This is a genomic window from Blautia sp. MSK18_10 (genome assembly GCF_020553185.1).
Taxonomy (GTDB): Bacteria; Bacillota; Clostridia; order Lachnospirales; family Lachnospiraceae; genus Blautia_A; species Blautia_A wexlerae.
Map to the genome: position 1 here is coordinate 66682 of NZ_JAJCGT010000009.1, position 24497 is coordinate 91178.

The 24497-nt window shown below is 42.0% G+C and carries 20 protein-coding genes and 1 other annotated feature; of the genes, 1 reads left to right on the top strand and 19 read right to left on the bottom strand.

The features are described 5' to 3' along the window. Positions 1 to 226: 226 nt before the first annotated feature. The 12 genes from LI074_RS06085 to LI074_RS06140 all read right to left on the bottom strand — a co-directional run bounded on the left by LI074_RS06085 (position 227) and on the right by LI074_RS06140 (position 14381). Complete coding sequence (locus tag LI074_RS06085) at positions 227 to 841, bottom strand: histidine phosphatase family protein (RefSeq protein ID WP_022379995.1); 615 nt, start codon at positions 839 to 841, stop codon at positions 227 to 229. Continuing rightward, the gene (gene pheT, locus LI074_RS06090) at positions 841 to 3258 is read right to left on the bottom strand and encodes a phenylalanine--tRNA ligase subunit beta (protein WP_173698010.1); all 2418 of its coding nucleotides are present in this window, start codon (positions 3256 to 3258) and stop codon (positions 841 to 843) included. Before pheT ends, LI074_RS06085 begins: the two co-directional genes overlap by 1 nt. A gap of 104 nt (positions 3259 to 3362) precedes the next feature. Continuing rightward, positions 3363 to 4382 (bottom strand): phenylalanine--tRNA ligase subunit alpha, encoded by a 1020-nt coding sequence (pheS, locus tag LI074_RS06095; protein ID WP_026648180.1) that lies wholly within the window; start codon positions 4380 to 4382, stop codon positions 3363 to 3365. 183 nt (positions 4383 to 4565) lie between these two features. Further along, positions 4566 to 4797 (bottom strand) — a binding site (T-box leader). 59 nt (positions 4798 to 4856) lie between these two features. Further along, positions 4857 to 6251 carry an NADPH-dependent glutamate synthase gene (gene gltA / locus LI074_RS06100; protein ID WP_022379996.1) on the bottom strand — a complete coding sequence of 465 codons (1395 nt, stop codon included), beginning with the start codon at positions 6249 to 6251 and terminating at the stop codon, positions 4857 to 4859. Further along, positions 6251 to 7138, bottom strand: a complete 888-nt coding sequence (locus LI074_RS06105; protein WP_008703921.1) for a sulfide/dihydroorotate dehydrogenase-like FAD/NAD-binding protein — start codon at positions 7136 to 7138, stop codon at positions 6251 to 6253. Before LI074_RS06105 ends, gltA begins: the two co-directional genes overlap by 1 nt. 100 nt (positions 7139 to 7238) lie before the next feature. Beyond that, positions 7239 to 7991: a ClpP family protease gene (locus LI074_RS06110; RefSeq protein ID WP_022379998.1), complete on the bottom strand. Its 753-nt coding sequence runs from the start codon at positions 7989 to 7991 to the stop codon at positions 7239 to 7241. Positions 7992 to 8101: 110 nt separating this feature from the next. After that, a complete protein-coding gene (locus tag LI074_RS06115; protein WP_008703925.1) occupies positions 8102 to 8833 on the bottom strand; it encodes a YebC/PmpR family DNA-binding transcriptional regulator in 732 nt (243 codons plus the stop codon). A 41-nt stretch (positions 8834 to 8874) separates the two neighbouring features. Then, entirely contained in the window at positions 8875 to 10188 is a 1314-nt protein-coding gene (locus tag LI074_RS06120) for a hemolysin family protein (RefSeq protein ID WP_243151971.1), read from the bottom strand. Between the two features lie 200 nt (positions 10189 to 10388). Beyond that, positions 10389 to 10736 carry a type II toxin-antitoxin system PemK/MazF family toxin gene (locus LI074_RS06125; protein ID WP_020994045.1) on the bottom strand — a complete coding sequence of 116 codons (348 nt, stop codon included), beginning with the start codon at positions 10734 to 10736 and terminating at the stop codon, positions 10389 to 10391. A 185-nt stretch (positions 10737 to 10921) separates the two neighbouring features. After that, the gene (alr, locus tag LI074_RS06130; RefSeq protein WP_118614384.1) at positions 10922 to 12067 is read right to left on the bottom strand and encodes an alanine racemase; all 1146 of its coding nucleotides are present in this window, start codon (positions 12065 to 12067) and stop codon (positions 10922 to 10924) included. Positions 12068 to 12144: 77 nt separating this feature from the next. Beyond that, on the bottom strand, positions 12145 to 13644 hold the full coding sequence (locus LI074_RS06135; protein ID WP_022380001.1) for a bifunctional ADP-dependent NAD(P)H-hydrate dehydratase/NAD(P)H-hydrate epimerase: 1500 nt from the start codon (positions 13642 to 13644) through the stop codon (positions 12145 to 12147). A gap of 89 nt (positions 13645 to 13733) precedes the next feature. Then, entirely contained in the window at positions 13734 to 14381 is a 648-nt protein-coding gene (locus tag LI074_RS06140) for a redox-sensing transcriptional repressor Rex (RefSeq protein ID WP_022380002.1), read from the bottom strand. A gap of 260 nt (positions 14382 to 14641) precedes the next feature. On the opposite strand from LI074_RS06140, the gene LI074_RS06145 reads away from it, so the two are divergent. Continuing rightward, positions 14642 to 16552 (top strand): ABC-F family ATP-binding cassette domain-containing protein, encoded by a 1911-nt coding sequence (locus tag LI074_RS06145; protein ID WP_161276120.1) that lies wholly within the window; start codon positions 14642 to 14644, stop codon positions 16550 to 16552. Between the two features lie 116 nt (positions 16553 to 16668). On the opposite strand, the gene LI074_RS06150 is transcribed toward LI074_RS06145, so the two are convergent. The 7 genes from LI074_RS06150 to LI074_RS06180 form a co-directional block, all read right to left on the bottom strand. Continuing rightward, entirely contained in the window at positions 16669 to 17877 is a 1209-nt protein-coding gene (locus LI074_RS06150) for an NADP-dependent isocitrate dehydrogenase (protein ID WP_008703938.1), read from the bottom strand. 115 nt (positions 17878 to 17992) lie between these two features. Continuing rightward, positions 17993 to 18838 carry a S8 family peptidase gene (locus LI074_RS06155; protein ID WP_118408848.1) on the bottom strand — a complete coding sequence of 282 codons (846 nt, stop codon included), beginning with the start codon at positions 18836 to 18838 and terminating at the stop codon, positions 17993 to 17995. Between the two features lie 508 nt (positions 18839 to 19346). Next, positions 19347 to 20078: a class I SAM-dependent methyltransferase gene (locus tag LI074_RS06160; RefSeq protein ID WP_008703940.1), complete on the bottom strand. Its 732-nt coding sequence runs from the start codon at positions 20076 to 20078 to the stop codon at positions 19347 to 19349. Positions 20079 to 20098: 20 nt separating this feature from the next. Beyond that, positions 20099 to 21577, bottom strand: coding sequence for a polyphosphate:AMP phosphotransferase (gene pap / locus LI074_RS06165; RefSeq protein ID WP_161276121.1), 1479 nt, complete (start codon positions 21575 to 21577; stop codon positions 20099 to 20101). Positions 21578 to 21960: 383 nt separating this feature from the next. Then, positions 21961 to 23466, bottom strand: a complete 1506-nt coding sequence (locus LI074_RS06170) for a hypothetical protein (RefSeq protein ID WP_173698011.1) — start codon at positions 23464 to 23466, stop codon at positions 21961 to 21963. 106 nt (positions 23467 to 23572) lie between these two features. Continuing rightward, entirely contained in the window at positions 23573 to 24169 is a 597-nt protein-coding gene (locus LI074_RS06175) for a hypothetical protein (protein ID WP_118331712.1), read from the bottom strand. 90 nt (positions 24170 to 24259) lie between these two features. Then, positions 24260 to 24403 carry a hypothetical protein gene (locus LI074_RS06180; protein ID WP_242857095.1) on the bottom strand — a complete coding sequence of 48 codons (144 nt, stop codon included), beginning with the start codon at positions 24401 to 24403 and terminating at the stop codon, positions 24260 to 24262. Between the last annotated feature and the right edge of the window lie 94 nt (positions 24404 to 24497).

Below are 24497 nucleotides of genomic sequence, written 5' to 3' on the forward strand. Positions count from 1 at the left end.
TCCTTTTTCGTATATCATATCACAACGTCATATCTGTCACAAGTAAAAATATAGTTACTGTTCACAGTAACGTAGTCAAAATTCATTCCAGATTGCCTGCTGCAATGGAATTTTGGCTTGTATGTCTCGGGATAGTGATGTATAAACAGTAACAAAATATATTAAAAGTCCGGCAGAAAAGCTGTACTCAAAGAACAGTTTTCCACCGGATTATTTTACAGAATTGTTATATTTCAGAATAAACTTTATCTTCTTCCAGAAATCTGGCTTTTCCATCTTTTACTTCAAGCAGATTGATACTGCAGTTTGGAGGCACACATCCATGCCAGAAATGTTCCGGATCCTGATAAACATTCTGAAGCAGTGCACGAACTGCACATCCATGAGAAGAAACAAGAATTGTTTTGTCTGCCAGAGCAGGATCTGTCGTTTTCTCCACCCAGAATTCTCTGGTGCGTTTCAGGATATCAGAAATGTTTTCGCCGTTTTGAGGACGTTCAAATTTCTGTGGCTCTTCAAAGAAAATTTCCATTTCATGGCTGATGATCTTCCCTTGTTCATCCTTAAACCGGCTTCCTTCAAGAACTCCGAAATCAATTTCCTGGATTCTTTTATCCTCAATAACAGGAATCTGCCTGTTTCCCAGCACATAATGTGCTGTCTGTCTCGCTCTTGCCAGAGGACTGGTAAAACAGATATCAAACGGAACATCTTTTAATGCTTCTCCTGTTCTTTTCGCCAGTTCAATTCCTTCCGGTGCAAGGGGAATATCCATTGCCCCCTGCACTTTTTTCAGTTTATTCCACTGAGTTATCCCATGTCTTAATACATAAATCAGCATTAACTTCTCAACTCGATTCCAAGATCTGTCAGGCCATTCAGGATTTTCTTCATTGCAGCTGTAATCTCGCTCTCTTCCAGAGTCTTGTCATGGTGACGGAATACCAGAGAATAAGCCATGGATTTATATCCTCCTTTAATCTGGTTTCCTTCATAAATGTCAAATAACTGATAACTCTCCAGAATCTTTCCGCCTCTCTGAGTCAGAATATGTTCAATCTGTCCTGCAAGAACGGTTTTCGGAACGACCATACTTAAATCGCGGGTTACTGCAGGATATTTTGCAATTCCTGTGTATTTATGGTTGAAGCTTGCAAATTCAAGAACCGTAAGGATATCAATCACTGCCACATATGCCTTATCACCGATTCCATAAGTATCTGCAACCAGAGGATGAACCTCTCCCAGATAGCCCACAACCTTACCATCATAAACCATATTTGCCTGTCTTCCGGGATGAAGGTAAGTTTTTCCGCTGTTTGGATCATAATCTACTTTATCTCTCATTCCTACTTTCTCAAAGAACTCTTCACATACACCTTTCATGTCAAAGAAATCGCCGTTTCCATACATACCAAGTGTAAAGTGCATACGCTCATCCGGAAGTTCTGTAAGAGGAAGTGCTTTCGGACGATATACATTACCAAGTTCATAGAGACGTACATCTTTATTTCTTCTGTTATAGTTCGTAGCCAGAGAACTGAGCATACCGTTTAAAGTAGTTGTTCTCATGACACTGTAGTCTTCTCCCAGAGGATTGCTGATCACGATTCCCTGACGGAGCTTACTGTCAGCCGGAAGTCTTAATTTGTCAAATACCTTCGGACTTTCGAAAGAATAGGTCATTCCTTCAGAGAAACCACAATATTCCGCAATATCACGTGCCACTGCTTCAATACGAAGTTTAAACGGAAGCTTACCTGTTGTAGCTTCACCTGTAGGCAGAGTAGTAGGAATCTTATCATATCCGAAAAATCTTGCAACTTCTTCTGCAACATCAGCTACATAATGGATATCCTGACGGAAAGTAGGAGCTACGATCTCATTTGTTTTTTCGTCATAGGTCAGTTCTACTTTTGCCAAATAAGCAAGCATTTCTTCCGGTGTCAGGTCAGTTCCAAGAAGAGCATTAATCTTCTCCGGTTTGAAAGGAACTCTGGATGGTTCTCTTACTTCATTGCAGATATCTACCATTCCACCTACGACTTCACCTGCCCCAAGTTCCTCCATCAGCTGGCATGCTCTGTCGATAGCTGCCTGCGCATTGTTCGGGTCAAGACCCTTTTCGAATTTACCGGAAGCATCTGTTCTCAGACCGATTCTCTTGGAAGAAAGGCGGATATTTGTTCCATCAAAACATGCAGCCTCGAAAAGAACAGTTTTTACATCGTCTGTGATCATAGAATTCTCTCCACCCATGATACCGGCAATACCAACTGCTTTCTCACCGTCACAAATCATCAGTACCTGATCATCCATGGTACGTTCCTGTCCATCCAGCGTTACAAATTTCTCATCATTCTCTGCACGACGTACAACGATTTCTTTTCCTGCAATCCTGTCCAGATCATATGCGTGCATTGGCTGACCAAATTCTTCCATTACATAGTTTGTAATATCTACCAGATTATTGATCGGACGGATTCCATTGGAAGCCAGACATCTCTGCATCCATTTCGGAGATGGTCCGATCTTAACATTCTTTACGACTCTTGCGCAGTAACGTGGACAAAGTTTCGGATCTTCTACCGTTACTTTTACATAGTCAGAAGCTTTTTCATCATTTCCCTTACACTCTACAACAGGAGGACAGAATTTCTCATTAAACGTAGCTGCCGCTTCTCTTGCAATTCCCAGTACGCCGTAGCAGTCAACACGATTGGATGTGATTTCATATTCAAAGACAACATCATCCAGGCCCAGTGCCTTGATCGCACTCTCGCCTACAACAGCGTCTTCAGGGAAAATATAGATTCCGTATTCCGGTGCTTCCGGATACATTTCTCTTGTGCTTCCCAGCTCTTCGATGGAACACATCATACCATAGGAATCGATTCCGCGAAGTTTTCCTTTTTTGATTTCAATTCCACCCGGTGTTTTCTTTCCGTCATGTCCACCGGCAACACGTCCGCCGTCAAGAACAACAGGAACCTTATCTCCCTCTTTTACATTAGGAGCGCCTGTAACAATCTGTACAGTCTCTGTTCCGATATTCACCTGGCAGATGATCAGTTTATCTGCATCCGGATGTTTCTCAATTTTTTCAATCTGACCGATCACGATCTTATCCAGATCTGCGTCCAGTTTTTCAAAGCCTTCCACTTTTGTTCCTGTCAGTGTCATGGCATCTGTATATTTCTGTGCTGTCACATCAAGATCCGGCACATACATTTTAATCCAAGATAATGAAGTATTCATTTTGTTAATCCTCTTTCTATATTATAGCTCAGACTTATAGCAGCTTTCCCGGACAGAAATTTCCTCTTGGCTGCATAGCTCTGTTGTTTCAGACAGTCATTTCATCAGAACTGTTTCAGGAAACGGATATCATTCTCATAGAGCAGTCTCATGTCATCAATCTCATATTTCAGAAGTGCAATACGTTCAAGACCTACGCCAAATGCGAATCCTGTGTATTCTTCCGGATCAATTCCGCACATGCTTAATACATTCGGATGAACCATACCGCAGCCAAGGATTTCAATCCAGCCGGAACCTTTACAGAAACGGCAGCCTTTACCACCACACTTGAAACAGGATACATCCACCTCTGCGCTTGGCTCTGTGAACGGGAAGTGATGTGGTCTGAACTTAGTTTTTGTCTCAGGTCCGAATAATTCCTGTGCAAACTCCTGCAAAGTTCCCTTAAGATCTGCAAAAGTGATGTTCTTGTCAATAACAAGACCTTCGATCTGATGGAAAGAAGGAGAATGTGTTGCATCTACTTCATCTGAACGGAATACACGACCAGGTGCGATCATACGGATCGGCAGCTTTCCTTTCTCCATAGTACGTGCCTGAACCGGTGAAGTCTGGGAACGAAGAAGGATAGAATCGTTGATAAAGAAAGTATCCTGTTCATCACGTGCCGGATGATTTTCCGGAATATTCAGTTTAGTAAAGTTGTAATCCGCATACTCTACCTCCGGTCCCTCTACTACTTCATAACCCATACCAATAAAGATACGTTCTACTTCTTCCAGGGCGATGGTGTTCGGGTGACGGTGACCGATTTTAGCTTTCTTTGCAGGTAAAGTCACGTCAATCACTTCCTGTTTCATCTTCTCTTCACGTGCTGCTTCTTCCAGTTTCTGTTTAGATTCATCAAGAAGTGCTTCTATCTTGCTTCTTGTTTCGTTTACAAGCTGTCCAACCTTCGGGCGCTCTTCCGGTGCAACATCTTTCATACTCTTTAAAATTGCAGTCAATTCACCTTTTTTACCAAGGTATGCCACACGTACTTCGTTCAGTTTTTCCAGACCTTCGGATTCACTGATCCGTTTTCCGGCTGCTTCAGCCAGTTCCTGAAGTCTTTCTTTCATATCCATGTTCTCTTTCTCCTTTATGTCATAATGTCAGAGAAGAAAAATCGTTACTGAGAACAGAATGAACAGTAACGTAAAATCTGACTCTGACTTGATAGCCACAAATCGCTCCGTTGCAAAAGCAGTTCTCGCAATTCATGTTATAATAGCAGAATTGGCAAACAAAAAACTCCGTCCCACTAAAGGGACGGAGTAAAATATCCGCGGTACCACCCTGCTTCCTGCATTTTCTACAGGCTCTCGGTCTGCTTAACGCGCAGTAACGTCATTTCCTACTCAGTAAATACTGTCATTCAGAAACGCGGCTCCGGTGGGAAATTCAGGAAATATCTGAACCTGAGGCAGCTTCCAGCCGATGGCTTCCTCTCTCTGACGGAAAATAAATCCCTGTAAACACCTTCTAAGCTTTTCATGATTATCAACACTAGTAATCATGCCACAGACGTCAAAATCTGTCAAGTACCATTTACATTATTTATTTTTAAGATATTCATCGATACCTTTGGCACCAGCTTTACCTGCACCCATGGCAAGGATAACAGTAGCTGCACCTGTAACAGCATCACCGCCGGCATATACACCATCTTTAGATGTCTTACCTGTTTCTTCTTCGGCAATGATACATCTTCTCTTATTGACTTCAAGACCTTTTGTTGTAGAAGAAATAAGAGGATTCGGGGAAGTACCAAGAGACATGATAACTGTATCTACATCCATGTCATATTCAGATCCCGGAATTTCAACCGGACGACGTCTTCCGGAAGCATCCGGCTCACCAAGTTCCATCTTGACAACCTTCATACCTTTTACATGACCGTTCTCATCTACAAGGATTTCCTTCGGGTTAGTAAGAAGATCAAAGATGATTCCCTCTTCTTTTGCGTGATGAACTTCCTCTGCTCGTGCAGGAAGCTCTGCTTCACTTCTTCTGTATACGATATGTACTTCAGCACCAAGTCTTAAAGCTGTTCTGGCAGCATCCATAGCAACATTACCACCGCCTACAACTGCTACTTTCTTTCCTGCTGCGATCGGTGTATCATAAGAATCATCAAAAGCTTTCATCAGGTTGCTTCTTGTAAGATATTCGTTGGCAGAGAATACACCGCTTGCATTCTCACCCGGGATACCCATGAACATTGGAAGTCCGGCACCTGATCCGATAAATACAGCTTCAAATCCTTCGTCCTCGATCAGCTGATCGATTGTTGTGGATTTACCGATAACAACATTAGTCTCGAATTTAACACCTAATTCTTTAACTTTTTCAATTTCTTTCTTAACAACTTTCTGTTTCGGAAGACGGAACTCCGGAATACCGTAAACAAGAACACCGCCAAGTTCATGAAGAGCTTCAAATACAGTTACATCATAACCAGCTTTTGCAAGATCACCTGCACAGGTAAGTCCGGAAGGACCGGAACCGATTACTGCAACTTTATGTCCGTTCTTAACTTCTGCTCCAACAGGTTTGATATCATGTTCCAGAGCATAGTCAGCAACAAATCTCTCCAGCTTACCGATAGAAACAGCTTCACCTTTGACTCCGCGGATACATTTACCCTCACACTGGGATTCCTGAGGACATACACGTCCACAGATAGCCGGAAGTGCGGAGGATAATCCGATCACTTTGTATGCTTCTTCGATCTTTCCCTCTTTAATCTCTTCAATAAATCCAGGAATATTAATGGATACAGGACAGCCTTCCACACATTTCGGTTTCTTACAGCCTAAGCATCTCTGTGCTTCTTCCATTGCTTCTTCCTGATTGTATCCAAGACAAACTTCTTCAAAGTTTGTTGCACGCACCTTTGGATCCTGTTCTCTTACAGGAACTTTCTTTAACATCTTTGCATCTGCCATTACTTGTCACCTCCACAATGTCCACATCCGCCATGATGGGTATCACCTTCCTGAAGTTTCAGTAATGCACGTCCCTCTTCAGTCTTATACATCTGGCTTCTCTTCATAGCCTGGTCGAAATCAACGAGATGTCCGTCGAATTCCGGTCCGTCTACACATGCAAACTTAATCTCATCGCCAACCTGAAGACGGCATGCGCCACACATACCTGTTCCGTCAACCATGATCGGGTTCATGCTGACAATTGTATGAATGCCAAGCTTCTTGGTAAGAAGACAGACAAATTTCATCATGATCATCGGTCCGATCGCTACACAGACATCGTAATGTTTGCCTTCATTTGTTACCAGATCCTCAAGAGTCTTGGTAACCATACCTGCACGGCCATAGGAACCGTCATCTGTAGTAACATAAAGATTGGAAACTTCTCCCAGTTCTTTCTCAAGGATAACCATATCCTTAGTTTTTGCACCAAGAATAACATCTGCTGTGATTCCATGTTCATGGAGCCATTTTACCTGTGGGTAAACAGGGGCTGTACCAACACCGCCGGCAACAAATACCATTTTCTTTTTCTTTAATTCTTCGATATCTTCCTCAACAAATTCAGAAGGACATCCAAGAGGTCCTACGAAATCGCGGAATGCATCTCCTGCTTTTAATTCTGCCATCTTGATGGTAGATACACCAATCTCCTGGAATACGATTGTGATCGTACCTTCTTCACGATCATAATCACAGATAGTAAGAGGGATTCTCTCACCCTTCTCATCTAACTTAACGATAATAAATTGTCCTGGCTGACAATGGCTTGCAACACGCGGTGCGTGTACAACCATAAGATGGATCTTAGCTGCCAGTGTTTCAGCTTTTAAAATCTTATACATGGTTTTCCTCCTCGCAAATAATAAACCTCTATTAATAATACGCCAAAATCTGACATATGGCAAGGGTTGATTTGTAGCATATATAAGATTTTTTTCACTTTTAACACTCTTTTTCTATCATTTCATATAATTTTGCCAACGCTTCCTTAATACCGCCAACCTCATCGATCAGCCCTTCTTTTACTGCCTCTTTTCCTTCCAGCATGGTTCCTACATCTTTTACCAGCTGAGAAGTATCAAGCATCAGCTCTTCCAGACGTTTCTGAGATGCTCTGGAGTGTTCGGAAATAAATGTAGTGATACGGTCCTGAATTTTCTCCATATTCCGGTAAGTCTGAGCCACTCCGATAAACATACCATTGGAACGTACCGGATGGATCACCATCGTAGCACTTGGTACTGCGAAAGAATAGTCCGCAGATACGGCCATCGGAACTCCGATAGAATGTCCGCCGCCCAGAACCAGTGACACTGTTGGTATACTTAATGAGGCAATCATCTCTGCAATGGCAAGCCCAGCCTCCACATCTCCTCCCACTGTGTTTAAAAGGATCAGCAAGCCTTCTATTTCTTCATCATCCTCAATGATGGCAAGCTTTGGAAGTACATGCTCATATTTTGTAGTTTTGGAATGGGAGGGTGCAGACTCATGACCTTCCACCTCACCAATGATGGTCAGAAGCTCTACCTTGTGTTTTCGGGAATTGCTGTTTAAAACCACCTGTCCCATATCTTTGATCTGCTCATTGGTACTTTCCTGAACTTTATTTTCTGACTCCTGTGTCTCACAGTTTTGCAGCTTCATCCCTGTTTCAGACTCTTCTCTTTTTTCTCCATATCTGTTTTCAGACATAAAAATACCTCCATTTTCTCTATGGAGGTATTATGTGTGTTTCTTTTATAAACTATACATGTCCGACAGCAATAACCCAAAACAGGCAGTCTCAATATACCTGCGGTATTTTACTGCTCATCCCAGTTTGTCCAGTAATCTGTGACATCATCGTCATCATCCAGAAGATCCAGAGTTCTCTGAAGATCCTTGAGTGCCTGCTCATCTGTAAGCTCCACATAAGTCTGAGGAATCATGGCAACCTGTGCTTCTGCAATAGGCAGACCTGCTTTTTCCAGAGCTTCGCGAACTGCACTAAAATCATCCGGAGCAGTGAGAATCTCATAACTGTCCTCTTCCTCGCTGAAGTCCTCAGCACCGGCATCCAGAGCAAGCATCATAATCTCGTCTGCATCCATCTCACACTCTTCTTTGTCAATAATGATCTGACCTTTCTGATCAAACATATAGGATACACATCCCTGAGTTCCGATGCTTCCGTTACCCTTTGTAAATGCATTACGTACATTACCTGCTGTACGGTTCTTGTTGTCTGTCAGAGTCTCAACAATGATAGCAACACCGTTCGGACCATATCCTTCATATACAGCTTTCTCGTAGTTGTCTGCGGAATCAGCACCTGCTGCTTTTTTGATACCACGTTCGATTGTATCGTTTGGCATGTTGTTTGCTTTCGCTTTGGCAATTACATCACGAAGTTTGCTGTTGTTATTCGGATCCGGACCGCCTGCTTTGACAGCCATAACCAGCTCACGTCCGATTACTGTAAAAATTTTACCTTTTTTTGCATCGTTTTTCTCTTTCTTATGCTTAATGTTTGCAAATTTTGAATGTCCTGACATCTTTCTTTCTCCTTTTGTTAATTATTTTTATCTGCTGCTGTTTATACAGCAACATTATTATCCCGCTCCACCTTAACCTTGCCAATGGTTTTATTACCAATAGACAAGATCGTAAAGCAGTATCCAATCGCTTTTATGCTTGTATCAACATCCTTATCTGTAGGAATATGTCCCAGAATATTGGTCAGATAACCGTTCAGTGTTTCAAACTCTGTATCCCCAAAATCTGCATCCAACTCTTCTTCCACATCCTCCAGATAAGCAAGCCCGTCAATGATCAGACTGTTATCTTTCTGTGCGCGGATCGTAATTTCATCCTCATCATATTCATCCAGAATATCTCCGACAATCTCCTCCAGAATATCCTCCATGGTAACGATCCCGGCTGTCTGGCCATATTCATCCACAACAATTGCCATATGGATCTTTCTGGCCTGCATAGTATGAAAAAGATCTCCAATCCCCCTTGTTTCAGGAATCAGGGATGCCTGGCGGATAATTCCGGGCAGTTCCTTCAACGGTTTGAACTTCGCCCAGGGATTCTGTGTCATAAACTTAAGCGCATCTTTATAATGGACAATTCCTTTGATATTGTCAATATTCTCCTCATATACCGGATAACGGGAATTCCCCTCTTCCAGCATAGTGTCAATCATGTTCTTGAGCAATATCTCCTCGTCAAAGGCCACCACATTCTTTCTGTGAGTCATGATATCATGGGCTTCTGTCTCATTAAAAGATATGATATTCTGGATCATTTCCGCCTCATTCTCCTGGATGACGCCCTGTTCATGAGCTTCATCTACAATGGAAATGATTTCCTCTTCTGTGACAGACTTTTCTGTACGGTTTATCTCCACACCAAAAGGCACTGCTGCCAGTCTGGCGATCCAGGTGACAGATACAGTAAAAGGCTTTAACAGATTCAGCCAGAAATGTACCAGGTTCAGATACTTATATGCATAAGCTTCAGGATGATAAGTACCAACCCGCCGAAAAGCCAGAATACCGATTGCAGCAAGAAAAATCACGCACAATGCCATTACCAGGATCAGTGCAGGCACATGCTTTATGTATGGATAAAATGCATCCACAGCATATGGGACCATAAAAGTACCAAAACAAATACCACATGCCATTACGATCAGCGGAATTGCATTGACAAACTGCGCCGGTTTGTCGATCAGAGCCATCAGCATCTGTGCTTTTTTATCGCCTTCCTCTGCTTTCTTCTGTGTATCATTCTCACTTATGTTTCTCAGCGCTGCGGCAAACCCGTAAAAGATTCCATTCAGCCACAACAGTAACAGTAAAACAAATAAGCCCCAGAGGGGCATACTACTGCCATCTTCCATTATATTATTCAGTCTCCTCCTTATTGAATATGCGTAATTACTGGTAAAATATATCACTTTCTCCATTAATCGTCAAGATACTGACCGGACAGAGATACCAAAAATTACTGTTCATTTATTGTTCACGCACTACTATCCGAGACATGCAAGCCAAAAAATCGCAATACCGGATCAGATGATATATCCCTTAAAAAGTAAAATCAGAACGTAAGCTCCAGGCTGATCTCAAGTGCATGATTCACCTTATCCAGCATCGCATCATCCAGATGACAGACTTTATCTTTTAATCTTCTTTTATCTATAGTACGAAGCTGTTCCAGCAAAATCACAGAATCTTTTTCAATCCCATAGAGTTCCGCATTGATCTCAATATGTGTAGGAAGCTTAGCCTTGTTCATTTTTGATGTAATAGCAGCACAGATCACTGTAGGGCTGTGCCGGTTACCTACGTTATTCTGAATGATCAGAACCGGCCGGATTCCACCCTGTTCACTCCCCACTACAGGGCGAAGATCAGCATAAAATATATCCCCTCTTTTAATTACCACACAATTCACACTCCGATTCTTTCCGGTTTCAATTTACAACATTGCCATAAGAAGAAACCTTGTTATCAGCCGGATATTTCCTGTCCGGTTAAGATAAAGTATTTCCACCTTTTTCTTGTGTATACATGCGTGGTATATAAAAATCAGTTATCGCTCACTTCGTCTCTATTCAGCAAACAGTAACATTATATTTCTTTCCCGTTTTTAATATAGACTCTCGGCACACGCGGGCTGATATCACAGGCAAACTCATAGGAAAATCTGCCACAGAGATCACCAATCTCCTCAATACCGATAAACTCATCCCCGTCTCTGCCGATCAGTGTTACCTCATCGCCCTTCTTCACATCACCAATCTCAGTCACATCTACCATAAACTGGTCCATACAGACTCTGCCAAGGATCGGAGCCTTTTGTCCATGTATCAGAACCCAGCCTTTATTGGAAAGCTGCCTGGAATAGCCGTCTGCATAGCCCACCGGAACAGTTGCCACACGAAGCTTCCTGTCAGCCACATAAGTACCGCCGTAACTGATCGCTGCTCCGGCAGGAACGTCCTTCACATAAGTCACATGACTCTTAAGTTCCATAACCGGCTCAAGCTTTACAATATCTCTCTCCACCTCAGAAGAAGGATAAATTCCATAAATTGTGATTCCGGCGCGGACAATATTCAGATTTGCTTCCGGCATACGTATGATGCCCGCACTGTTAGAACAGTGATGCAGAGGAATTTCCACTCCTGCCTCTTCTACGCGTCTTGAAAAATCCAGATACCGCTCCAATTGTACCATAGCCGGACTTCTGTCATACTCATCTGCTCTTGCAAAATGAGTAAACATACCCTCAATCTCAAGATTTGGAAGTTCTGAAATTTTTTTAATTTCCTCTACATTTTCCTGTGTATCCGCAAAACCGATCCTGGTCATTCCTGTGTCCAGAGCAATATGAATATGTACAGTTTTTTTCTGCAGAACCGCTTCGTCTGAAAGTTTCCTTGCCTCCTCATATTCGCACACTGCAGGACGGATCTCATAACGGACAAGTTCCGGAAAATATTCATCAAAAACAATTCCAAGGATCAGGATTGGTTTTGTAATCCCGGCTTCTCGCAGATGAATCGCTTCTTCCGCAGTTGCAGCCGCAAATCCCCAGATATAATCATAATCCTCAATGAGATGTGCAACCGGCACCGCGCCATGTCCATAAGCGTCAGCCTTTATGACTGCGATCATCTTTGTCTCTTCTGCAATATTTTTTCTCATTTCCCGGAAATTATGTTCTACTGCATCCAGTGAAATGACTGCTTTTACTCTGCTATCTTTCTTCATAATAATTTTCCTCTGTTATTTTTTCATGTTAATATCTGCAAATTGTTTCACAGATTTACTGCCTCAAAATGAATATTCTATCTTAGTATTTCCGGCAGAAAACAGATGATATCTCCTGCGGTCATCCCTCGCTGCCCTACTGTTTCAGCAGCCAGATCACCTGCCAGCCCATGCACATATACACCAAGTGCAGCCAGCATAACAGGAGAAAATTTCTTTTCTGCTGCCAGATACATACACTGTATACCGGCAAGCACACCGCTTAACACATCTCCACTTCCCGCTGTAGCCATTCCTGCATTACCCGAAATGTTCAAATACATATCTCCAAAAGCATCTGCCACCACAGTACAGGCATCCTTCAGAACGCAAACCGCTCCAGACTCCTTTGCATAATCAGCTGCGGTCTGTGCCAGACAATCCTGGATCTTACCGATTTCTTTTCCGCACAGACGACTCATCTCACCAATATGAGGTGTCAGGATCACATGTTCCCCGATAAAACACTTCCAGTTGTCATGGACTGACAGAAGATTCAGGCCATCTGCATCCAGAATTACTGTTTTTTTACACTCAGCTGCCTTCGCCAGGAACCACTGAGCTCTTTCCCTGCTCTGCGCTCCGGTTCCAAGACCCGGTCCTATCACAAGCACATCACACCAGTCAAGCATTGCCTGGTTTTTTTTCTCATCAAAATCACAGGTGATCATGGCTTCCGGCAACAGTGTCTGCAACGGAATCCTGTTGGCCTCCACGGTCTGAATTCTCACCATTCCCGCAGAGCTTTTCAGAGCAGCTGCTGCACTCAGATATGCAGCTCCGCACATTCCTTCGCTGCCAGCTATAAGAAGAACCTTACCGAAGGTTCCTTTATTTCCATAGGGAACTCTCTCCGGAAGCATTTTCAAATCTTCACGTTCCAGATGATGCATACAGATTTTCTTTCCGGGTATGGAATAGATTCCGATATCCGTAACAACGATCTCACCGCCATACATGCGTCCGGGATAAAAACACAGCCCTCTTTTGCGAAAAGCAAAGGTAACCGTAAGATCTGCCCGGAATGCAATCCCCTTCTCAAATCCGGTATCTGAGTCAATCCCGGATGGAATATCCACAGCTACTTTATACGCAGATGCCCGGTTCATTGTACTGATAAGCTCTGCATATTTTCCCTCTACAGGTCTGCTCAGTCCAACCCCAAAGATGGCATCTACTATAGTAGTATATTCATCCAGATCCAGGTTATGCACCCGGGGCACCTGATAATATTCTGCTGTTTTAAGCTGTCCGGCAGTTTCAGCAGTCATTTTCTCTTCCTTACCCGCAATATAATACCAGGTTCTGACTCCTCTCAACTGAAGCAGTCTGGCAATCGCCAATCCGTCTCCGCCATTGTTGCCGGTTCCGCAGACCACAAGGATTTTCTCTTTTTCTTTATTCTTTAATCTCTGTACAATCTCCTCAACCGTCTTTAATGCCGCCCTCTCCATAAGTACCGGAGACGATATCCCGGCTTTCTGAATCGTATTATGATCCAGTTCTTTCATCTCAACAGCAGTTACAATCTCTCTCATCTGTTCACCTCCTGTTTACAATAACACATTTACATACAAGAGAAAAGCTGTGATCAGATGACCACAGCCTTGTGTTTCACAGTTATCCCTTACATACCTTCATGTTCCTTTCTGTACTCACTCAGGTTATAGGACAAAGTCATAAGACTCTCTGAAAGATGTACGTTCTCTACCATTACATCCTCCGGGGCATCCAGATCAATATGTGCAAAATTCCAGATTGCCTTAATTCCATTATCAATTAAAATCTTTGCCATCTCTTTGGCTTTGTTTTTAGGAAGAGTCAGGATCGCAATCTCAACCTCATTCTCCTTCAGAAACAAAGGAAGATCGCTCAACATCTGAATCTCAATTCCACGAACTGCAATCCCCTCAAGTACAGGATTGACGTCAAAAATACCAACCAGCTTAAATCCGCGCTTTTCAAAATCCACATAATTGGCCAATGCCTGTCCCAGATTACCGGCACCCAGAATAATCATCGGATGTACAGTATCCAGCCCAAGGATCTTACCGATTTCTGTATACAAATAGCGTACATTATAGCCGTAACCCTGCTGACCAAAACCACCGAAATTATTTAAGTCCTGACGAATCTGGGAAGCCGTCACATGCATCTTCTTGCTAAGATCATTTGAAGATATACGCTCTACATTCTCCTCCATCAATTCACCGAGGTAGCGGTAGTACCGCGGCAAACGCTTGATTACCGCTTTCGAAATTTCCTTAGCTTCCACAAATTTTCCCTCCTTAGCTTATCTATGTCAATTATACCCAGATGTTATTTTATTGTCAAATTAAATTTGTACTTTTTGACCAAATATTTCTGTATTTTTTTATCAATTTCATTCTGAAAAATTCCCCGGAATATCATATTTTCTTCCATGCATCCATCCGATGCTTTCTTTTCCCTGGACAAAATCTCTTAAAATGCTTTCAAAAACAGGCATTTTCGATTATAATAGTACGCGGACAAATTACAAACGGAGGAATTCCTATGATTTTATCATGTCAGAATATCTGTAAATCCTTTGGCGAAAAAATCATTCTCAAGGATGCCAGTTTCCATATAGAAGACCGCGAAAAGGCAGCTCTCATCGGCAATAACGGTGCAGGCAAGACGACTCTGCTGCGAATCATTATGCATGAGCTCTCCCCGGATTCAGGAAACGTGGTACTTGCCAAAGATAAAAATATCGGCTACCTTGCCCAGTATCAGGACATTCATGGCCATCATACCATTTACGAAGAACTGATTTCCACCAAACAGCACATTATTGATATGGAGAACCGTCTGCGCTCTCTGGAACAGGAAATGAAAACCACCACCGGAGATGCTCTGGACAGCCTGATGAATACTTACACAAGACTGAGTCACCAGTTTGAACTGGAAAATGGTTACGCTTACAAAAGTGAGATCATGGGTGTATTAAAAGGTCTTGGTTTCACAGAAGAAGATTTCGAACGCCAGATAGAAACTCTTTCAGGCGGCCAGAAAACCCGCGTAGCTCTGGGTAAACTGCTTCTTGCCAGCCCTGACATTCTTCTTCTGGATGAGCCTACCAACCATCTGGATATGGAGAGTATTTCCTGGCTGGAAACCTATCTTCTGAATTACCCGGGTGCTGTATTTATCGTATCCCACGACCGTTACTTTCTTGACAAAGTCGTAACAAAAGTTGTGGAAATCGAAGCAGGAAATATGCGTATGTACAGTGGCAACTATTCTGCCTATGCCCTGAAAAAAGCCCAGCTGCGTGACGCCCAGTACAAAGCCTACCTGAACCAGCAGCGGGATATCAAACATCAGGAAGCAGTCATTGCCAAGCTGAAATCCTTTAACCGCGAGAAATCTATCAAACGTGCGGAAAGCCGCGAAAAAATGCTGGATAAAGTCCAGCGCATTGATAAACCACAGGAGATTCAGAATCAGATGCGCATTTCCCTGGAACCAAGATTTGTCAGCGGAAATGATGTCCTTACTGTGGAAAGTCTTTCCAAATCTTTTCCCGGACAGACACTTTTCAGTGACATCTCCTTTGAGATCAAACGTGGAGAACGTGTAGCCCTGATTGGCAATAACGGCACAGGCAAAACCACCATGTTAAAGATCATCAATGGGCTGATCGATGCAGACAGCGGCAGATTTACTCTTGGTTCCAAGGTACAGATTGGCTACTATGACCAGGAACACCATGTTCTTCATATGGAGAAAACTATTTTTGAGGAAATCTCAGATGCTTATCCCACACTTACGGAAACAGAAATTCGAAATATGCTGGCAGCATTCCTTTTCACAGGGGATGATGTATTCAAACTGATCTCCGCTCTGTCCGGCGGAGAAAGAGGTCGTGTTTCCCTCGCCAAGCTGATGCTGTCCGAAGCAAACTTTCTGATCCTCGATGAGCCCACCAACCATCTGGATATCGCTTCAAAAGAGATTCTTGAAGAGGCATTGAACAGTTACACAGGAACAGTATTCTATGTTTCCCACGACCGTTACTTCATCAACCAGACAGCTACCCGGATCCTGGATCTGACCAATCAGGCAATTGTAAATTATATCGGAGATTACGACTATTATCTGGAGAAAAAAGAAGAGCTGACGGAAAAATATGCTCCGGCTGCCGCTCAGGCTGTGACAGAAGCAAAGCAGGCTTCTGATAACAAGCTTTCCTGGCAGCAGCATAAAGAAGAACAGGCCCGTCAGCGAAAACGAGAGAATGAACTAAAAAAAGTAGAAGCCCGCATTGAAGAACTTGAGACCAGAGATAAAGAGATCGACGAAACCATGATTCTCCCGGATATCTGCACAAATGTGGCAGAATGTGCGAAACTCAGCAAAGAGAAAGCCGCCATTACCGAAGAATTAGAAGGATTATATGAAAAATGGGAAGAACTTGCATAATGCAGGTTCTTCCCATTTTCGCAGTTTATAACTTTTTACAGGTTTCTCCGCTGCAGTGTGATCCTGCCCGGAGAACTTTATAATGTTATAGAAACATTACCGGATAATTTCTGACATTATAAAATTTCATCCAGTCTCTCTCTGATGGCAAGGATGAAATCTTTGCTGTTCAGTACTGTCACATCCTCAAGAGAAGTGATCAGCGCAAGGTCTTTTGTCATCTTACCGCTTTCAATCGTCTCCAGAGTCGCCTTCTCCAGTTTATCAGCAAATTCCATCAATTCTTTATTGCCGTCCAGCTCACCTCTTTTTCTCAGAGCTCCGGTCCATGCAAAAATAGTTGCTACAGAGTTAGTAGATGTCTCCTCACCTTTCAGATAGCGATAATAATGTCTCTGTACAGTTCCATGAGCAGCTTCATATTCGTAATATCCCTGTGGAGATACCAGTACAGATGTCATCATAGCCAGAGAACCAAATGCTGAAGAAACCATATCGCTCATAACATCTCCATCATAGTTCTTGCAGGCCCAGATAAATCCGCCTTCAGCCTTCATGACACGAGCTACGATATCATCGATCAGGCTGTAGAAATATTCAATGCCTGCTGCCTCGAATTTCTCCTTAAACTCATCTTCATAAATAGTTGCAAAGATTTCCTTAAAACGTCCGTCATAAATCTTGGAGATCGTATCCTTGCCGCCAAGCCACAGGTTCTGTTTTGTATCCAGTGCATAATTAAAACAGCATCTTGCAAAACTTGTGATAGAATCATCCAGATTGTGCATACCCTGAAGCACACCCGGTCCCTCATAATGATGGATCAGCTCTTTTCTCTGCTGTCCGTCTGCACCTTCAAATACCAGATAAGCATCTCCGGGGCCGTCAATATACATCTCTGTGTTCTTATACACATCACCATAGGCATGACGTGCGATGGTGATCGGTTTCTTCCAGTTCTTAACACATGGTTCAATACCCTTCACTACGATTGGGGCACGAAAAACAGTTCCGTCGAGAATTGCACGAATCGTTCCGTTAGGACTCTTGTACATTTTCTTTAAGGTATACTCTTCCATTCTTGCCTTATTAGGAGTGATAGTGGCACATTTCACTGCAACGCCGTACTTCTTTGTAGCCTCTGCTGCATCAACAGTTACCTGATCATCCGTTTCATTTCTGTATTCCAGACCAAGGTCATAATACTCAGTGTTCAAATCAATATACGGAAGAAGAAGTTCATCTTTGATTATTTTCCAGAGAATTCTGGTCATCTCATCTCCATCCATCTCCACAAGTGGTGTCTGCATCTGAATTTTTTTCATATTAATCCTCCTCTTTGGCTCTCATCCAGTTAACTATCATGATAGCCGAAAACAGACCGTTCGTCAATGCTTTTATACACTAAAGCAATAATTTTGTGAAATAAAAGATTACTGATCACAGTTCCATAAAGCGTTCCAGATCCAGTTCTCCCCATCCCTGCTGATTCTTTGGCAATCCCATATCCCTGGCACTTTCTTTCAATTTCATCTTGATCTGAACATTAGTCAGCTCCGGTTTCTTCTCAAGCATCAATGCTGCTGCCCCTGCAACCAGAGGTGTAGACATAGAAGTACCACTCTTCACTCCATATCCGTTATCTGCCCCCGGTGCACAGGCAAGAACATGATTCCCGGGTGCAACCAGATCCGGTTTACAAACACACTCAAATGTAGGTCCCCTGCCGGATATGGCAGTCCGTCCTGTAAGCAGATCGCTGGAGCCTACTGTGATAATCTTCCGGCTGCTTCCCGGTGCTGTCACACTTCCTGCCTTCGGTCCCTGATTTCCTGCCGCAGCCACTACCACCAGACCTGCATCCCAAAGTTGTTCCACACCCGCGATCAGAACTCTGTGATCTTCTGCTCTCCTGCAGGTTGTTCCCACCGAGATATTCACTACACGTATCCCATAATATCTCTTATTCTCCAGGATCCAGCGAAAAGCCTGTAAAACATCTTCTTTCCTGCCATTTCCCGTTCTGTCGAGCACCTTCAGAACTATCAGGCTACACCCGGGGGCAATTCCTCTGATCCGTCCTTCCGAAGCCCTTCCGTCACCGCCAATGATCCCACATACATGGGTTCCATGAGAATTATCATCATAAGGTCTGATACGATGTCCGATGAAATCTTGAAACGCAAGTATTCTCCCTGTAAAATCTATATGAGGAAAAATCCCGGTATCCAGAACACACACACCCACGTGCTTTCCTGTATATCCGGAATCATCTGAATTCTTCATAAAAAATCCTCCGAATCATCTGGATAATGAAATCTTACCGCAACTATTCATCAGGTCGCTGCAAAGACAATGAACATTTGCGTCTTACTTTAAATTATTCGGAAGATTATATTTTTGTGTCCGACAGTTTCTCCTGTCATATCTCCGTTTTTCTGTAAATAAAATGTATAAAGCTTCCATGATATGCAGATACTTCTGATATGCAAAACAACAGGCATATACAGAATCTGTTACAGAAATCCCGAAAAATATCCTTATAGCAATTTCATAAAATAACTGTAACCATCTGCATAATATTAAGGAGACAAATTATGACTGCATTATTATTGATACTGGTATTTTTACTCTTTCAGACCTTCGTCCTGCTCTGCTGTGTAGCTGCCGGAAATGACGCTGCCTCCCAGGAAATCTCCGATCAGGAACAAATGGAATTTATCCGGGAATGGAAAAAAATACATTGCAGCAGCCCTCAAAAATAAAGGGCTGCTACAATGTGCTGATAAACCTTCTACATCACATAACAGTCATATCGTATTGCTTTTCCTTTTAATATATAAGAAGGCTCTCTTCCATCAAGACAGACGCTCTTAAGAGGACGTTTTACGATAATTCTGGAAGGTCCGGCTTTGATAGCTGCATCAAAAAGATCTTTTTCCTCAGAACATGGAGGTTCAAGTTTCTGGATCAGCTGAAGTTTTTTATTTATCAGACCGGATTTCTGTCTCTTCGGGAACATGGGATCAAGATAGATCACATCTACTGGATCCATAAGTTTCTCCATACATGACACACTGTCACCCTCCACCAGTTTCATTCTGGAAGCAATGTCTTTTAATACGGGATGCTTTCTGGCACGCCGGAGCGCATCCTTCAAAAGTGCGGCGATCACCGGATTCTGTTCATATAATGTCACCTCATAGCCATATGCTGCAAGAAGGAAACCATCCTCCCCCATACCTGCAGTGGCATCAATTGCTTTCAGATGTTCTCCCTCTGTTTTGACCGCACGTACCAACATTTCATGGGAAAGTCTTCCGTTTGTGACTCTGTGCAGCATTCCTTCAAAATCTCCCTGATATGTCAGGCCATAACCGGTAAGTGATACGCCCCGGGAGTCAAACATTACTGTCAGATGTTCTCCCGGTTTGTCCATAATCGGAACATTGTTCTTTCTGGCAAAAGATTCTGCCATTTCTCTTTGCCCGCCCTTACCCAGGCAGACTGTTATCTTATCATTCATTTACACATTTCCCGCAAAATTTAATTTTCTTTTAATGCTTTTTCTATTTCAGAGATCACAATTCTGAGTGCTTTGATACGGGCATATTTCTTGTCAACAGATTCCAGTACATGCCATGGCGCAAAGGAAGTATTTGTCTTCTGAAGCATCTCATTGACAGCCACTTCATAGGCATCCCATTTCTCTCTGTTTCTCCAGTCCTCATCTGTGATCTTCCATTGTTTCTCCGGATTATTCTGTCTCTCCTGAAAACGCTCCAGCTGTGTATCCTTATCGATCTGTACCCAGAATTTAATAATGACTGCACCCCAGTCTTTAAGTTCTTTCTCAAACTCATTCATTTCGTTGTAGGCACGTTTCCAGTCATTTTCACTGCAAAATCCCTCCAGACGTTCTACCATAACTCTGCCATACCAGGTTCTGTCAAAAATAGCGATATGCCCATTTTTCGGAAGTCTTGTCCAGAAACGCCATAAATAATGTCTGGCCTTCTCATGCGGTTCCGGACTTGCGATTGGATGTACTTCATAGCCCCGGGGATCCAGAGCTTCTGTAATACGTTTGATATTACCTCCTTTGCCTGCCGCATCCCAGCCTTCATACGTGATGATCACAGGAATACGTCTCCTGTACAGTTTATTATGGAGTTCCCCCAGTTTACTCTGGAGCTGTTTCAGTTCTCCCCTGTATTCCTCGTCATCCATTGTTTTATCTCTCAGATCAATATCCGACAGACGGGGAATCTGCTCCAGAGGAAATACATTCTGCAAAATCGGAACGGAATGTGCCTGATTCTGCATGGCAACTTCAATATTGCTTACCATAGTCTCCAGCACCTGAAGTTCCGCCCATTTTCTGTCACTGGCATCTATGATGTACCATGGTGCAGAGGAAACATTCGTGTCAGACAGATACTGAGAAAATATTTTTGCACATTTTTTGTAATGTTCATTCTGCCATTTATCAAAGTCTGACACACGCCATCTGGTGTCTTTATGATCCAGAAGTAATTTTTCACGCCGCTTCTGTTCATCCCTGTCAATTTGCATAAAGAATTTCAGCACCAGATAACCATTATCTGTAAGCTGCCGCTCAAAACGGCGGATGCTGTCAATCCGCTGTGTATAACTTTCGCCTTCAATCTCGCCCGACAGACAGTCTTTACAAGTCTGCTCCATCCAGCCGGAATCCAGAAATGTAAATTTTCCGGCTTCCGGAATCTGTTTAAAATAGCGATACAGAAATGGATATCTCAGTTCTTCTGCTGTGGGAGCTGACATAGTGGCAACCTTAAAGAAACGCGGATCAATATTCTTAATGACTTTTCCGATCGTACTTCCCTTGCCGGAAGATCCCCAGCCTTCAAAGAGTACGATTACCGGGATCTTATGTTCCTTGATTTTCATCTGAAAATCATAGAGCTGACTTCTTGCTGTCTGCAGACGGATTTTGATTTCCTCTTTTTCCGGCATATGTGCCGGAGTCCATGTTGTAAGCATAACATTGATCCTCCTTTTATTTTTCTTCGTAACTGTTCAATACTTTCACAGTCAGAAGCTGTTGAATAGTTGCCCTTTTCATTAATAGAATATCTCAAATTCAGCTGAAATAATCATAACATGAAATCTGTTTATCGTAAAGCAGGTGTATGATATAAATAATGCATATTAATCGTTACTGTTCACTCCGTTCACAGTAACGTAGCCAAAATTCATTCCAGATTGCCTGCGGCAATGGAATTTTGGCTTGTATGTCTCGGGATTTTGGCATATTCATGCCAAAACACCTCGCGGGATAGTGGTGTGTGAACAATAACTATTAATTCGGTCAGGTTACTGCTCATCAGAGCGTGAAATCCTGCGTCAGATATCCTTGATGTGCATCAGATTTTTTCTAAATTTGCAATATTTTCAGGATATTCCATATCAGAATATAATTTCAGCTGTAACTGTAATATTCTGTTATACTCATCGCATCCGGGTTCTAACACTCTTCTTTGTTCATAGAGTTTATGATCTTCCTCACTCATTTTCACATCAAAGCTTTCCTGAGTATGGAATTGGATTTCAATACGATAGTTGCGTGAGTTTTTAAACTTGGCATTTACGCCATTATATGGAAAACTGTCATTGACCCAGTAATTTTTCAATGAATATATCTTCCAGTTCTTCTCATACAAGGCATCTGTCACAGATCGTATTTGTTCAACATATTCTTTCGGTTCCAATATCACTGTATAACGAATAACATCTGCTATTGAATCAAAAAAAGACTTCTCTACTCTCTGATAAAGCTTATTATATAAGGACTTCGGTGATTTTACTCTATACTCTAATCCCGCAAGTACTGCTTTATTTGTTTTTGCAAAATCCACAAGAAATTTGGTTATTTCAAACTCTGTAGACAGATAATCCGCATAAAATACTCTTTCCTCAAAAGAAAGTTTATTAAAAAGTTCAATGTCCTCTTCTGTCCATGATTCTTCGATTTCCCTATTAAGGTAGATCTTTTTTGAATTTTCAGCGGACAGAACACATTTGAGTTCTATCGAATCAATGCCAAAAAGGCCGGTATTATCACCTGATCCATGAGTCAGACTTCTGAAGATCTTCTCATAATTATTAATGATCAAATTTACTTTTCTTTCAATCAGTGCATATGCCGAATCCGATCCGCCTGCTTCTATCACAAGTTTACCATCTTTAACAGCAATACTCCTTACAACGTTTCTTTCAACAAAGCCAACAATCTCTTCAGAATTATACTTATCAAAATCCTCATAATTCAGATCAAGATTTGTGTTCTTCAATTCTGCAAGCTGATTTCCAACAGCAAGAACTGCTGCCAGATTCTTCAATCTGACAGTATTTTTATTGTCTAATACCAAAATTTCTTCCAGCTGATTTATATCATCGCTGTTTCCGTCAATAAAATACAGCATACTGGTTATGGCATGTTTATGTTTCTCTGACGGAAATTCAAATATATCTCCATATTCTTCTATCAGACACGCACTGAACAAAACATGATATTTGCTCATGATCTGCAGGAATGTAAGCGATTGAGTCTGCTTTTGGATTCCCAGTTTGTTTATATATTTATTCATAATTTCCTGATTTAAACCAAATCCGGTATGAGCAAACAGAGCCGCCATCAAAAGGCAGTAGCATTCATCTCCATTCAAATCTTCCAGCTTCTGTCTGTCCATTATTAAATCGCAAAATTCTGCAATATCTATAAAATGCATAATAGAATAATCAGAAATATTGGGATATATCTTTTTATACTTCTCCAGCATTCTCTGGACCACTGTACAGTTATCCCTGTAATTCTCATATAATTTTTTTGATTTTGTAAGTAAATTTTCCGAACACTTGTTAACTATCATTTGAATTATTCTCCATCAATTGTATTACCTTTTTTATCATTATAATCAAAAACAGCAGCCTTGTATATAGCTGCTGTTTCCAAAACTTCAGTAAAATTATATCCAATTAATACCTTTTCCATTTAAGTTTTGAAAAAGATTTACCTTTTTCACCTTTGATCAATTTCTTAACGTATGCTGAATATTCAGCTTTTGTAACTTTCTTATCATTTACAGTATAAGTAATTTTCACCGGTTTTTCATCATAAGAACGATTTCCATAATCCTTCTGTGCACGTGCTGCCATTTTATACGTTCCCTTTACATACTTATAATAATAATCGCACAATACTCCCATATGACCGCTGTTCTTTATATAAATCACTTTATGTTTCGGATAATACTTTGTAAAATTCCCCTGTCCAACTGTCGCTACTCTTCTTACATTTCCATTCTGATAATCATAGATAGCCTGTGTCAGATAACCATACCCCGGTTCTGTAATCAGCTCTGCAACATGATCTCCATCAATATCAGCATATACATATTTAATTGTTGTCATTCCAAAATTGCAGTACTGTCTCTTATCTGCAATGATCTGCTGTTTTAATGCACGATGCGCTATCGTATTCTGTAAACTCATCGCAGATACAGACGACGATGATACAAACAGCATAACCATTGCCAGTAAAACTGTTATTACTTTAATACTCTTTTTCTTCATAATTTTTGTCTCTCCTTTTCCAGGTAATATCTTACCAAATTATAGCACCTTTTATGTATTTGTGTTGTTTTTTGACAGATTATTATTTTTCTATAACACCCCCTGTTCTTTCATTTCCAGAGATACAGTGACATATTCCTTACTGTTCTCCATAACACCAAGCTTTTCTTCCCAGGTGAGATTTCGTTTGATTCTGGCCGGACTGCCCATTACCAGAGAGCCATCCGGTATCACATCTATTTTTCCCCTTCATTCGCTTCCTCTATTGTCACGCTCTCCTGTACCTGCATATCCGTATACTGAACACGAATAACTGCCTGCGGCCAGT